The sequence below is a fragment of the Lacisediminihabitans changchengi genome, assembly GCF_016634425.1.
Classification (GTDB): domain Bacteria; phylum Actinomycetota; class Actinomycetes; order Actinomycetales; family Microbacteriaceae; genus Lacisediminihabitans; species Lacisediminihabitans changchengi.
Genome location: NZ_JAEPES010000003.1, coordinates 380,765 through 393,958, shown reverse-complemented (window position 1 = coordinate 393,958; position 13,194 = coordinate 380,765). Strand labels below are relative to the sequence as shown.

14 protein-coding genes are annotated in these 13,194 nt (G+C 65.6%); 5 read left to right on the top strand and 9 right to left on the bottom strand.

From position 1 onward, the window contains the following. Position 1: 1 nt before the first annotated feature. Entirely contained in the window at positions 2-610 is a 609-nt protein-coding gene (locus IV501_RS10215; RefSeq protein WP_200555152.1) for a hypothetical protein, read from the bottom strand. Positions 611-813: 203 nt separating this feature from the next. Between IV501_RS10215 and IV501_RS10210 the strand changes: the two genes are divergently transcribed. Beyond that, positions 814-2,304, top strand: a complete 1,491-nt coding sequence (locus IV501_RS10210; RefSeq protein ID WP_200555153.1) for a glycosyltransferase family 2 protein — start codon at positions 814-816, stop codon at positions 2,302-2,304. Positions 2,305-2,361: 57 nt separating this feature from the next. Here IV501_RS10210 and IV501_RS10205 read toward each other — a convergent pair whose 3' ends face one another. The 3 genes from IV501_RS10205 to IV501_RS10195 form a co-directional block, all read right to left on the bottom strand. Continuing rightward, the gene (locus IV501_RS10205; protein WP_200555154.1) at positions 2,362-3,336 is read right to left on the bottom strand and encodes a response regulator transcription factor; all 975 of its coding nucleotides are present in this window, start codon (positions 3,334-3,336) and stop codon (positions 2,362-2,364) included. 56 nt (positions 3,337-3,392) lie between these two features. Then, positions 3,393-4,373, bottom strand: a complete 981-nt coding sequence (locus IV501_RS10200; protein ID WP_200555155.1) for a glycoside hydrolase family 6 protein — start codon at positions 4,371-4,373, stop codon at positions 3,393-3,395. Between the two features lie 93 nt (positions 4,374-4,466). Next, positions 4,467-5,075: a biotin transporter BioY gene (locus IV501_RS10195; protein ID WP_200555156.1), complete on the bottom strand. Its 609-nt coding sequence runs from the start codon at positions 5,073-5,075 to the stop codon at positions 4,467-4,469. Between the two features lie 125 nt (positions 5,076-5,200). Between IV501_RS10195 and IV501_RS10190 the strand changes: the two genes are divergently transcribed. Continuing rightward, on the top strand, positions 5,201-6,799 hold the full coding sequence (locus tag IV501_RS10190) for an ABC-F family ATP-binding cassette domain-containing protein (RefSeq protein WP_307812199.1): 1,599 nt from the start codon (positions 5,201-5,203) through the stop codon (positions 6,797-6,799). Positions 6,800-6,811: 12 nt separating this feature from the next. Here the strand turns inward: IV501_RS10190 and IV501_RS10185 are convergent, their stop codons facing one another. From IV501_RS10185 to IV501_RS10175, 3 genes are read right to left on the bottom strand one after another with little or no spacing between them, the layout of a single operon-like run. Further along, positions 6,812-7,672: an SURF1 family cytochrome oxidase biogenesis protein gene (locus IV501_RS10185; RefSeq protein WP_200555158.1), complete on the bottom strand. Its 861-nt coding sequence runs from the start codon at positions 7,670-7,672 to the stop codon at positions 6,812-6,814. Further along, on the bottom strand, positions 7,669-7,926 hold the full coding sequence (locus IV501_RS10180) for a hypothetical protein (RefSeq protein ID WP_200555159.1): 258 nt from the start codon (positions 7,924-7,926) through the stop codon (positions 7,669-7,671). Before IV501_RS10180 ends, IV501_RS10185 begins: the two co-directional genes overlap by 4 nt. Next, positions 7,923-8,231, bottom strand: coding sequence for a DUF3099 domain-containing protein (locus IV501_RS10175; protein ID WP_234698291.1), 309 nt, complete (start codon positions 8,229-8,231; stop codon positions 7,923-7,925). Before IV501_RS10175 ends, IV501_RS10180 begins: the two co-directional genes overlap by 4 nt. Positions 8,232-8,345: 114 nt before the next feature. Here IV501_RS10175 and fabG point away from each other — a divergent pair, with 114 nt between their 5' ends. Continuing rightward, entirely contained in the window at positions 8,346-9,056 is a 711-nt protein-coding gene (fabG, locus tag IV501_RS10170; protein WP_200555161.1) for a 3-oxoacyl-ACP reductase FabG, read from the top strand. Between the two features lie 8 nt (positions 9,057-9,064). Here fabG and serB read toward each other — a convergent pair whose 3' ends face one another. Together serB and glgC are read right to left on the bottom strand one after the other, a co-directional pair. Further along, entirely contained in the window at positions 9,065-9,697 is a 633-nt protein-coding gene (gene serB, locus IV501_RS10165) for a phosphoserine phosphatase SerB (protein ID WP_200555162.1), read from the bottom strand. A 37-nt stretch (positions 9,698-9,734) separates the two neighbouring features. Beyond that, entirely contained in the window at positions 9,735-10,973 is a 1,239-nt protein-coding gene (gene glgC, locus IV501_RS10160) for a glucose-1-phosphate adenylyltransferase (RefSeq protein WP_200555163.1), read from the bottom strand. A 46-nt stretch (positions 10,974-11,019) separates the two neighbouring features. Here glgC and glgA point away from each other — a divergent pair, with 46 nt between their 5' ends. Both glgA and IV501_RS10150 read left to right on the top strand, forming a co-directional pair. Next, complete coding sequence (gene glgA, locus IV501_RS10155; RefSeq protein ID WP_200555164.1) at positions 11,020-12,204, top strand: glycogen synthase; 1,185 nt, start codon at positions 11,020-11,022, stop codon at positions 12,202-12,204. 109 nt (positions 12,205-12,313) lie between these two features. Further along, entirely contained in the window at positions 12,314-13,096 is a 783-nt protein-coding gene (locus tag IV501_RS10150) for an ABC transporter ATP-binding protein (RefSeq protein ID WP_200555165.1), read from the top strand. The last annotated feature ends 98 nt before the right edge of the window (positions 13,097-13,194 follow it).

Genomic DNA, 13,194 nt, shown 5'->3' with positions numbered 1-13,194 from the left:
ATCAGCGCGCGATCGCGATGACTATGGTGTCGGTGGCCGTCTGCTTCGCGTACTGCGCCGACGTCGGCGTCGACTGCAGCAGCAGCTCGTAGGTGAGGTCGAGCGTCACCGACGTCGCCTTCGGATCCAGTGCGGGCAGCACGAACGTCTGGCTGTAGCTGTAGGGGGTCTTGATCAGATAGCCCGGCGTGATGCTCGCCTGGTCGGCGATCGGGGCGGGTGCCGGCAGGGACTTATTACCGTCCGAGACCGCGACCACCGCGCTCACCTTGGAAAGATAGACCTGCTGGCCGTCGTCGGGGGTTAGTGCCCCGGTCAACGAGAAGCTCAGGGGCTTGTTCGCGCCAGCCGTCCACTTGTCCATCGCTAGGTCGGACCAGTAGTTCACCGTCAGGCCGATGCTGCCCGCGGTGAGCGCGCGCTTGGTCGATCCGGTGGCGAGATCGTTTGTGATGGTGCGGATTGTGGGGCTCGCGGTCGGGGAGGGGCTGGAGCTGGACGCGGATCCCTTGTCCAACCACGGGGGAGTACCACATCCGGTGAGGCCCAGGAGGACTGCCGACGCCGCGATTGTCGCGATTGCCGTGCTGGTGACGCGCCGACTGATCATGATGCCCCCCGATGACTCTGCTTCCGCGAGGATACATGGCTTCCGCCGAAATACGTGGCCGAGTGTCCCGCGCCGGATTTCGCACGCGAAAGGGGGGTGGGAAAGCGTCGATGCGCCTGTGATGATGGTAGACGTACAGGTCTACCACGCCCGTACTCCTGGACTGTCCACCCGGGAAGCTGATGAGAAACGGTGTCACGACCATGTCGAACGATGTCACATCCACGCCTGATGCGTCGGTCGAGCCGCACGATTCACTCGTCCCGTTCCGCAAGAACTACGTGCAGTACCACGAAGAGGTCTCCCCACTCGCGTCGGACTTCATCGCGAGCGTCGAGTCGATCGATGTAGAGAAGACCACCATCGGCTGCGTGATCCCCGCCTACAACGAGGCCGAATCGATCGCCGAGGTCATCGAGTCGCTGCTGGCGCAGACGCGGGTGCCCGACGTCATCCATGTCATCGTCAACAACACCACCGACGACACGGTGCGAATCGCCAGCGAGTTCGCCGGGCCGCACACGCGCATCGTCGACGGCGTGGAGCAGAGCACCGAGGTCTATGTCCATGACATCGGGCTGAACCGCGACAAGAAGGTCGGCGCCCTCAACTACGGCTTCACCCTCGTCGAAGGCTGCGACTATCTGCTGGGGGTCGACGGAGACACCACCGCAGAGCCGGATGCCGTGAAGGCACTCGAAGACGAGATCAACTCCGACAGCCGCATCGGCGGCATCTCCGCCATTTACAGCATCGACGACACCCGAGTACACGGCGTCATCCCCTCGTTCCTGATCGCCGGCCAGCGCACGCAGTTCGCGGCCTTCAATATGCAGAATATGCTGCGCGGGCGCAACATGGCGGTGCTCGGTGGGCAGTTCTCCATCTTCTCCGTGCGCGCGCTCAACCAGGCGATGATCGAGAACAAGCAGTCGACCCCCTGGGTGAAAGACAGCGAGGTCGAAGATTCCCTGTTGTCGCTGCAGATCAAGAGCGCGGGCTTCCTCACCAAGATCAGCGCCCAGGCACGGGCGGATGTCGGTGGCATGACCACCCTGCGCGGTCTCGACGCCCAGCAGGTCAAGTGGAATTTCGGCGCCATCGAGCTGATGTGGCCGGGCCAGCGCGGTGACACCAAGGGACAGCCGCTCCACCCGAATCTGCGCCTGCGGTGGCTGGAAAACCTGTCTATGGCCGTCAACGGCGTCACCCGCGTGCTGTTCCTGGTGTTGCTTGTGGCATCTCTGTCGATCCACGCGTTCGTCTTCAGCCCGATCTGGCTGATCCCGCCGGTGGTCGCCGTGCTGCTCAACCTGCGCATCGCGCTGTCGATGAAGAAGCGCAACTGGCGCGATATCCTGTTCGCGGTGCTGGTGATTCCGGCGGAGGTCTATATGGTCATCCGTCTCGGACACTTCTTCCGTGCCTGGACCAAGTTCCTCAGTCGCAAGCAGGTCGACAATTGGGCAGCGCAGGCGAAGGCAGAGCGTGGCTCTGGCAACGCCCACCTGGCTCCGGTCTTCATCTTCCTCCTCGCCGTGGCCATCCTGGTCTTCACGTGGTTCCAACTTGACGTGGTTGTGCAGTCGACCATCCTCTGGATCGGGTGGCCGATCCTGGGGGTCATCACGTTCACGCAGACGATTACCATGCTGGGATCGCTGCTGCGCCGTCACCGCGGTTACAGGGTCTGACCGGGGTCACACCGTTCGCGGACTGCGCTCGGAAGCGAGAAATCCCGGACCCGCGACTCAGAGACTGTCGTCAGCGGTCGAGCGATACCCGACGGCTCCGACCGACTCGATCCAGCGCGGCTCAGTGGAGTTCTCTCCCAGTTTCTTTCGCAGGCTGACGAGCAGTACGTCGATGGCGCGCTTCTCCGCGTCGCTGACGAAGTGGGTGGTGACGAAGCTTTCGCGACGGAGGAGCAGCACGAGGTCGGGCTTCGTGCGCACGCGGCGACCCGACTTGAGTAGAGACGCCAGCAGATCGAACTCGCTGCGGAGCAGCACGACATCGCGACCGTCGACGAACACCTCACCGGACTGGGTGTTCAGCGAAAGGCCGTTGTGCGCCAACCAGCCTTCGCCGCTGGGGACGACGTAGTTATCGATATCGGGCGGTCGGACATCCGCGGCGAAGGTCGACGTAACGACCGGACGCTCGTGGGATGCCTTGGCGCGCTCGGCCGCACGATGTTCGGGCACACGCTGCTCGGTGACAGGGTGCTCCGTGACGGGGTGCTCGGTGACGGGCGGTTGCGCACGCACCGCCTCGGCGATCGCCGACGGAGCGATCTCGATGGTTGCCGGGATGCTCGCTGGAGCCGGCGGCGCGTTGGCGGCGCTGCGCGGACGGCGCAACATCGCCTCGATGCGGGCACGCAACTCGCGAGGACGAAACGGTTTTGTCAGGTAATCGTCAGCACCGGCGCGGAGGCCATCGAGCGTGTCTATCTCGTCCTGCAGAGCGGTCAGCATGACGATGTAAGTGTCGCTGAAAGCTCGGATGCGCCGGGCGACCTCGAAGCCATCCATGCCGGGCATGTTGACATCGAGCGTGACCACCGCCGGCTGGTGATGACGCACCGCCTCGATGCCATCGGGCCCGTTGCCGGTCGCGATGACCTGAAATCCGGCCTGTTGCAGCACCGCTTCCAGCAGATGGCGGATGTCGACCTCGTCTTCGATCACGACGGCAACGCGCATCTCTTCCCCAATCCCCATGGGCATGATCGTAGCAATCAATGCTCCCCGCCCGGGAGCGGATCAGACGCGATTCGTCAGCCGCTCTCGCCGAGCAACTCCAGGGCGCTATGGTCCCACCACTGACCAGCCGCTGGCCCACCGTTGCAGGTTCCATCACTCTCACCGGGCGGCTTGATCCACAGGTTGGCGTCGCGAGCGCCGCCGGAACGGTTGATGGCGGGCTTCTCGCCGAGGCGACGGCCGGCGGGGTTGCACCACACCCCGCTCGAGCCGGCTCCGTTGCGTGACACATCGATCACGTAGTGGGAACCGCCGGTCATCCGGCTGACCTCGTTCGCGTACTTCGTCTCGCGGCCACTGGTGTTGTAGTTGGCGACGTTGGTGGCGAAGCCCCGAACCGAAGAGACCTTGGCCCGGATCAAGAGATCCGCCATCGTCTTGGCGCCGAGCCAGTCGGAATTTCCGCCGTCAAGATAGACCTCGGCGCCGGTGCCGGCGAATTGGGAGGCCGCCGCGCGAACCTGGGCTATGCGAGCATCCTGTCTCCCGCAGCTCGCGCTGAGGGCCAGCGAATCGGGCTCGAGGATCACGATGCTGTCGCGTCCGCGCACACCGTCGGCGATCGCGGCAACCCAGTCGGGATATTCAGCGGCGTCGAGGCCACCGGCGGACTCGGACCCGCAATCGCGATCCGGGATGCCGTAGACGACGAACGTCGGAACGGTCGCGGTGGAGCTGGCTGCTCCTGCGATGCCAGCCACGTAGTTCTCGACCGATGCGGTCGGCTGCTTCTCCGGCGTCAACCAGACACCCGTCGGCGTAGTCACCAGGGGGCGGAAGTCATCGGCGCGTTCGGGTTCGGCGACGATCTCCTGCGCTGCCGACGAGTTCGGGTCGGTGTAGAGATCGAGCCCGGAGAGGTAACGATCTCCACCGGTACTCACCCCACCTGCCGTCTTGGCGATCAGTACCGCCCCCGCGCACAGCACGGCAGCGACAAGCAGCCCAATTGCGAGGACTAGCGCCGGGCTCGGGCGTCGAACGGACGCTGACATCAGGTCAACCGCCGGATCGGCGAGAGCGGGTTCGAGGATGTTGCGCCGCAGATGACGGTGCGGTCCGCACCTGTGCGACGAGCCGTCATCGGGTTACAACCGGCGAGACTCCGTCGAGTCCGCCCGATTGACGCCGAACCAGGCGAGGCGGACGAAACCTGCAGCGATGACCGCCTTGATGATGCCGCCGAAGATGAAGGGGTACAGGCCGTACTGCAGGGTCTCGGTGAGCGTGTAGTGACCGACGACGGCGAGCCAGGGGAGTCCGACGGCGAAGGTCACGACCGTGCCGGCGCCGAAGGAGGCGAGAGCGCCGAGGATCCGGTGATCCCATGAACGCTGGGCGAGCCATCCGGTGAGCGCAGCGGCGGCGGTGAATCCGATGATATAACCGCCGGTTGCGCCGAAGATCACGCCAACGCCGTGGCTGCCGTCGCTGAATACCGGCAACCCCAGGGCGCCGATCACCGCGTAGAGGACCATCGAGAGCGTGCCGCGCACGGCACCGAGCGAACTGCCGACGATAAGAGCAGCCAGGGTCTGGCCCGTGATCGGGACCGGGCCGATCGGCACCGAGATCTGGGCTGCGATGGAAACCAGCGCTGCACCGGCGGCGATGAACACTAGGTCGGTTGCGACCGAGCGGCGCAGAAGCCGGTCGACGAGGGTGGGGCGGCCGAAGGCCAGGCTCACGGTGGTCATGCGTTCTCCTCTGGCGGAACTGTCTGGGAGGGCGCGGACGCTGAGCGCGCGACCCACGATTTATACTAGAGGCCTACCCCACCCCCTCGTCGCTCGAAAAGCGACTAATGAATTGGACTATGCCTGTGCTCGCCGTCAACGGCCTCGAATTGCGTGTTGGCGCACGCATGCTCATGGAGGACGTCACCTTCCGAGTGGAACGCGGCGACAAAATCGGGCTGGTGGGACGTAACGGTGCCGGCAAGACCACGCTGACGAAGATCCTGGCGGGAGAGGGAATGCCGACCGGCGGCACCATCGACCGCACCGGCGAGATCGGCTACCTGCCGCAGGACCCGCGCTCGGGAAACCCGGAAGATCTGGCGCGAACGCGCATCCTGGATGCCCGCGGCCTCGGTCAGCTGATGATCGGTATGGAGAAGGCGGCCACCGAAATGGGCGACGCCGACCCCAAGGTCAGCGAGAAGGCGATGAAGACCTACGGCAACCTGCAGGACCGCTTCACCGCGCTCGGCGGGTATGCGGCTGAGGCGGAGGCCGCGTCTATCGCGAGCAACCTCAGCCTGCCTGACCGCATTCTCGACCAGCCGCTCTCGACCCTCTCGGGTGGGCAGCGCCGCCGCATTGAGCTCGCCCGCATTCTGTTCTCCGGCGCAGACACCATGCTGCTCGACGAGCCCACCAACCACCTCGACGCCGACTCCGTCGTCTGGCTGCGCGAATTCCTGAAGAACTTCCAGGGCGGTCTGATCGTGATCAGCCACGATGTCGAACTGGTCGAAGAGACCGTCAACCGCGTGTTCTATCTCGACGCAAACCGCCAGGTCATCGATATCTACAACATGGGCTGGAAGCACTACCAGCGCCAGCGCGCCGCCGACGAGGAGCGCCGCAAGAAGGAGCGCGTCAACGTCGAGAAGAAGGCGGGCGTGCTGCAGATGCAGGCGGCCAAGTTCGGGGCTAAGGCCTCCAAGGCCGCTGCCGCTCACCAGATGGTGCGTCGGGCGGAGAAGATGCTCTCCGGGCTCGAGGAGGTGCGCGCCGTCGACCGTGTCGCCAAGCTGCGCTTCCCAGAGCCTGCACCGTGTGGTCGCACGCCACTGATGGCATCCAACCTGTCGAAGAGCTACGGATCGCTGGAGATCTTCACCGCGGTAGACCTCGCGATCGACCGCGGCTCGAAGGTGGTCATCCTGGGATTCAACGGTGCCGGAAAGACGACGCTGCTGCGCATCTTGGCCGGCGTCGACCAGCCGGATACCGGACAGCTCGAGCCCGGTCACGGCCTGCGCATCGGCTACTACGCGCAGGAGCACGAGACGATCGACGTCAAGCGCACGGTGCTGCAGAACATGGTGTCGTCGTCGCCGAACATCACCGAGATGGAGGCGCGCCGCGTTCTCGGCTCGTTCCTCTTCACCGGGGATGACGCCACCAAGCCGGCGGGCGTGCTGTCCGGTGGCGAGAAGACCCGTCTGGCCCTTGCGATGATCGTCGTCTCCGGCGCGAATGTGCTGCTGCTCGACGAGCCGACCAACAACCTGGACCCGGCCTCGCGCCTGGAGATCCTTGATGCCCTCGCCAACTACTCTGGCGCCGTCGTGCTGGTCAGCCACGACGAGGGTGCCGTCGAGGCTCTCAACCCGGAGCGGGTGTTGCTGCTACCCGACGGCCAGGAAGACCACTGGAACAAGGACTACCAGGACCTCGTCGCCCTGGCGTAGAACGTCACCGCGTCAGCGGGAGTCGGCCATCGAATCTGAACTCTCCAGCAGCGCGTCTTCGATCTCCGCGTCGCTGCGTGGCTTGGCCAGTTTGCGTCGTTCGCGCTCTGCGGCCTTCTTCCGCTCCTCGGGATCGTCGGCGTTACGAATGCGGTACTCCTGCCGGATCGCATAGGCGAGGCCGAGGAACGCCATGATTCCGAACAGCACCCACTGAATCGCGTACGAGATGTGCAATCCCTCATCGAGGGTGGGAGCCGCCTCGGCAACCGGTCGCGTTGCGGCGGCGGGGGACTCCGAGACCATCAGTCCGTATGCCCCGGTGTAGGTGGGGAGCTTCACCAGCTTGGCCACTGTCGGCAGGTGGATGGTGGCGATCTGGCCGGAGCCGGCGCTGCGTCCGTCGAGGGTGGGCTCGCCCTTCTGCAGGCGGACGACCACCGAAACCTCACCGGCGGCCGGGGCAGGAACGCTGTCAGGCGCATCCTGGTCATTGCCGGTCGGCACGTATCCGCGGTCGACGACGAAGACCGAACCGTCGGCGAGCTTCAGCGGCGTGAGCACCTCGAACCCGGGGTTGCCGTCGAGCGGTCGGTTGCGCACGAGCAATTGGTCTTTCATGAGGTACTCGCCGCGCAGCGCGACCTGCTTCCACTCCTGGTTCGCGGCGAACGCAGTGCGCGAGGGGAGAACATCCGTCAGCGGCGTCGGCGTGCTGTCGAAGTTACGCTGCACGAGCTGATTGGCCGAGCGAGCTTCGTTGGTGCGGTCGACCTGCCACTTCGAGAGTCCGATGCAGACGATCGCGAAGACGATCGCGACGGCGAGATAGCCGAGCCAGCGGCGGGTGAGGGCGAGACGGAGGATCTTCACGCGCGACTCGTTACGTCGGGCACACGGTCGACGGTCGTGCCGACCGCGGTCACCAGCACCGGAAAGTCCCGGGCTTCGAGGTAGTCGCGCAGATAGTCCGCGTGGTCGTCGCAGGCCAGCCAGACCTTGACCCGGTCAGCGGTGTGGATGCGGGGATTGCGCCAGTTGACGTTCCAGGCGGCGGCTTCTCGGCATCCCGCGCGAGAACAGATCGGATCCAGCACCTCGGCGGGATCGAGACCGAGCCCGATCACCGGTGCGACTCGTCATGGCCAGCGGGCGGAGCATCCGCTGGTGTGGGGATGATCGGAGCGACCCGCACGATGCCGCCCGGGCGAAGCACCGGGGCCGACCCGCGCTGCGTCGTCGCGTTCGCCAGCACCACGGCGATGTACGGGAGAACCACCGCGCCGATCGCCGGAAGGAGCAACCACCAGCCTCGAACGAACAGGCAGAGCACGATGCAGACCATGCGGATTGCCATGGCAATCGAGTATTGGATCACGCGACTGCGCCGGTCGTCCTGTGGAGACCGGGGAATGCTGGTTATCGATTGCATCTTCGCCATGGGCAAGCTCAAGCCTACGTCTAGAATCGTGGAAGTTTGCCGGTGCCGCCGGAGCTTTCGGAAGACGACGGACCGCGGCCCCACCTCCACCGAAAGTGAGCCAGCATGTCCACTCCCCGCACCGTTCTCGTCACGGGAGGCAATCGCGGAATCGGCCGCGCCATCGCCGAAGAGTTCATCGCCCAGGGCCACCGCGTCGCGGTCACCGCTCGCTCGGGATCGGGACCGGATGGCGCGCTCACCGTGGTCGCCGACGTCACCGACTCCGCCTCCCTCGATGCGGCCTTCACCGCGGTCGAGGCCGAGCTCGGGCCGGTCGAGGTGGTCGTCGCGAACGCCGGCATCACCAAGGACACCCTGCTGCTGCGCATGAGCGAAGACGACTTCACCTCGGTGATCGACACCAATCTCTCCGGTGCCTTCCGCGTGGTCAAGCGCGCATCGAAGGGCATGCTGAAGGCTCGATTCGGCCGCATCGTGTTGATTTCCAGCGTGGTCGGACTGCTCGGGTCGGCCGGGCAGGTCAACTACTCCGCCTCGAAGAGCGGTCTGATCGGACTCGCCCGCTCGGTGACGCGCGAGCTCGGCGCCCGCGGGATCACGGCGAATGTCGTCGCGCCCGGGTTCATCGAGACCGACATGACCGCGGAGCTTCCCGAGGCCCAGCAGGCCGAGTACAAGAAATCGATCCCGGCCGGGCGTTTCGCCAGTGCGGAGGAGGTCGCCAAGGTGGTCACCTGGATCGCGGGAGACGACGCGGGCTATATCTCCGGCGCGGTCATTCCCGTCGACGGCGGCCTCGGCATGGGGCACTAGCCCGCGGGCTACAACCCCAGCAGTGGCAGAACGCGCGACAGGTCGCGTACGTCGAGCAGGACATCCGCCTCGTCGCGCACCGGCGCCTTGGCGTCGAAGCCGACCGCCAGCCCGGTGATGGCCATCATGGGCAGGTCGTTTGCCCCGTCGCCCACGGCGACGGTATGGGCCAGCGGCACCCCGAAGTCGTTCGCCCAGGCGGTGAGAGTCTGTGCTTTGGCCTGCGCGTCGATGATCGGGCCGACCAGACCGCCGGTCAGGATGCCGTCAGTCACCTCGAGGCGGTTGGCACTCCAGTAGTCGAGGCCGAGATCCTCGGCCAGCTCATCGATCAGCTCGTGGAATCCACCCGATACGACGCCTACGCGACCGCCCGCGGCATGAACACCGGCGATGAGCTCTGGCACGCCCGCGGTGACCCGGATCTTCGCGGCGATGGTTGCGAAGACGCCGTCGGGCAGTCCCGCGAGCGTCGCGACCCTGGCGCGCAGACTCTGCTCGAAGTCCACCTCGCCGTTCATTGCAGAGGCGGTGATCTCGGCCACCGTGGCGCCGGAACCAGCCGCATCGGCGAGCAGCTCGATCACCTCGTTCTCGATGAGGGTGGAATCGACGTCGAGGACTACGAGGAAACGAGGCACCGCCCAAGGGTATCGGGTAGCGCGAAGCGGAAATCGCCTAGGAGACGGTGACGCCCTTGCCGACCACGGTGATGCCCGAGTCTGTCACCGTGAAGCCGCGAGCCCGGTCGGCATCCGCGTCGACGCCCACCGTTGCACCGGGGCTGATCACGACCTCCTTGTCGAGGATCGCGCGACGGATTATCGAGTCGGGCCCGATGCGCACGCGGTCGAAGACGATCGAGTCCACCACCTGGGCGCCAGACTCGACAGTCGCCCACGGCCCGAGCACGCTGCGTTCGATATGGGCACCGGACAGCAACGACCCCAGCGAGACGATCGAGTCGATCGTGGTGCCGAGGTTGCCCTTCGAGTCGCGCACGAACTTCGCCGGCGGCGAGTTGAGCTGCTGGCTGAAGATCGGCCAGTTGCTGTTGTACAGGTTGAAGATCGGTAGGGCAGAGATCAGGTCTTGGTGCGCGTCGAAGAACGACTCGATGGTTCCGACGTCCCGCCAGTAGTAGCGGTCGCGATCGGTGGCGCCGGGAACCTCGTTGCGATTGAGGTCGTAGACCGCGGCGTCACCGCGGGAGACGAAGTCGGGGACGATGTCGCCGCCCATGTCGTGATTGGAGGTCGGCACCTCCCCGTCGCGCAGCACCGCGTCGATCAGCACATCGGCGTCGAAGACGTAGTTACCCATCGAGGCGAGAACCTCGCCAGGCGAATCGGCGAGACCGACGGCATTCTTCGGCTTCTCCAAGAACTGCGCGATGCGGGTGGGGTCGTCGGCGTCGAGCTCGATCACCCCGAACTGGTCGGCCAGCGAGATGGGCTGCCGGATCGCGGCGACCGTGACACCGGCGCCGGAGGCGATGTGGGCGTCGATCATCTGGCTGAAGTCCATGCGATACACGTGGTCAGCACCAACCACGACGACGATGTCGGGCTTTTCGTCGCGCAGCAGGTTGAGCGACTGCAGGATGGCGTCGGCAGAGCCGGCGAACCAGCGCTTGCCGAGACGCTGCTGGGCCGGTACCGAGGCCACGTAAGAACTCGTGATGCCGTCGAGGCGCCAGGTCTGCGAGACGTGCCGGTCGAGACTGTGCGACTTGTACTGGGTCAGTACGACGATCTGCCGAAGCCCCGAATTGATCAGGTTCGACAGGGCGAAATCGATGAGGCGGTAATTGCCGCCGAAGGGGACGGCGGGCTTTGCCCTATCCGCAGTCAGGGGCATAAGCCGCTTACCTTCACCGCCCGCAAGGACAATGCCAAAGATCTTCTTCGATGCCATGGCTCATACAGTACGTGAATGCTGCCCATGTACTAGCGTTCACGGGATGAGAGTCGATCTTTTGACCCGGGAATATCCGCCAGAGGTCTACGGCGGTGCCGGTGTGCACGTCGCAGAACTCGTCAAGGCACTGCGCGTCGACGTCGACGTTCTCGTGCGCTGCTTCGGTCTGCCGCGCGATGAACAGGGCGTGTACGCCTACCTGGTTCCGCCGCAGCTAACCAACGCGAACCCCGCGCTCGCGACACTCGGGGTCGACCTGCAGATGGCGCAGGACTCTGGGGGAGCGGATCTGGTGCACTCACACACCTGGTACGCGAACGGTGCCGGTCAGCTCGCTCAGCTGCTGCACGGCATCCCTCACGTCATCACCGCGCACAGCCTCGAGCCGCTCCGCCCATGGAAGGCCGAGCAACTCGGTGGTGGGTACCGCGTCTCCAGCTGGATCGAGAGCGGCGCGTTTGCGGCGGCCGACGCGATCATCGCCGTGAGCCATGGCATGCGCCGCGACATCCTGCGCTCGTATCCGTTCCTCGACGAGCAGAAGGTCTCGGTTGTGCACAACGGCATCGACCTGACCACATGGGTGCCGACCGAAAACCCCGAGCTGCTGGCCACGCTCGGCATCGACCCGACCCGTCCCTCCGTCGTGTTCGTCGGGCGGATCACGCGGCAAAAGGGTCTTCCGTATCTGCTGCGCGCCGCCGCCCAGCTGCCCAAAGACGTGCAGCTCGTGCTCTGCGCGGGAGCCCCGGACACCCCCGAGATCCTCGCCGAGGTTCGCGAAGGAGTCGCCGAATTGCAGAAAGAGCGCACCGGCGTCGTCTGGATCGAGGAGCTGCTCAGCCAGCCCGACCTCTCCGCCGTGCTCACTGCGGCGACCACCTTCGTCTGCCCGTCGATCTACGAGCCGCTCGGCATTGTGAACCTCGAGGCCATGGCCTGTGGGGCGCCGGTGGTCGGAACGGCGACCGGCGGCATCCCCGAGGTCATCGACGAGGGCGTCACCGGACGACTGGTGCCGATCGAGCAGGCAGAGGACGGTACCGGCACCCCGCTCAACCCGCAGAAGTTCGTGGACGACCTGGCGCGCATCCTCACCGAGGTCGTCAGCGATCCTGAGACGGCGCGCGCAATGGGCGCGGCGGGTCGTGAGCGGGCGGAGCGCGACTTCGGTTGGGCGGCAATCGCGAAGCGGACGCAGGAGGTCTACGCGTCGGTGCTTTCCTAGGGCGTGCCGTCCTAGGGAGTGTCGTCGTAGGACCGTGCTTTCGGAGAAGCACGCTGTCGTAGGGGGCGTGCTGCGCCAGACGGCGCCGTCGGATCGGTAGGGTTGAGACATGGCTCGCGTTCTCCAGTTCACCGACGTGTCCGTCGTTCGAGACGGCACCACCATCCTCGATTCGCTGAACTGGACGGTCGACAGTGACGAGCGTTGGGTCATCCTCGGTCCGAACGGAGCGGGAAAGACGACGCTGCTGCAGCTGGCGGCCGCGCAGAGCCACCCGAGCGCGGGAACGGTCGAGATCCTCGACAGCACGCTCGGCACCGCCGACCTGTTCGACCTGCGCCCGCGCATCGGTTTCGCCTCGACGGCGATGGCTCGCCGGATCCCGAAGAACGAGAAGGTGCTGGATGTCGTGCTCACCGCCGCCTACTCCGTCACCGGGCGTTGGAACGAGGCCTACGAAGACGTCGACACCCGTCGCGCCCAGCGCGTGCTCGCGGAGTGGAAGCTCAGCGCGTTCGAGTCTCGCAACTTCGGTGACCTGAGCGATGGCGAACAGAAGCGGGTGCAGATCGCCCGCTCGGTGATGACCGACCCGGAGTTGCTGCTACTCGACGAGCCGGCGGCAAGTCTCGACCTCGGCGCGCGGGAGGAACTGCTGCAGTTGCTCAGCGGGTACGCGCAGGCTCCCAAGGCTCCCGCCATCATCATGGTCACCCACCACGTCGAGGAGATCCCGCTGGGCTTCACCCATGCGTTGCTGCTTGCCGACGGTGCGGTCACGGCGTCGGGACCGATCCGCGAGGTGATCACCGCAGCCAACCTCGGCGACACCTTCGGACTCGCGCTCGAGCTCGACGAGAACGACGGTCGGTTCAGCGCCCACGCTGTTTGATCCAGGTTCGCCGGCGCCGAGCTAGCGCAGCATCCGGCCCGCGTCTGATAAGATTGCTCGTTGGCTCCCTGAGCCCCGAACACTTTTTCTTCTTCACA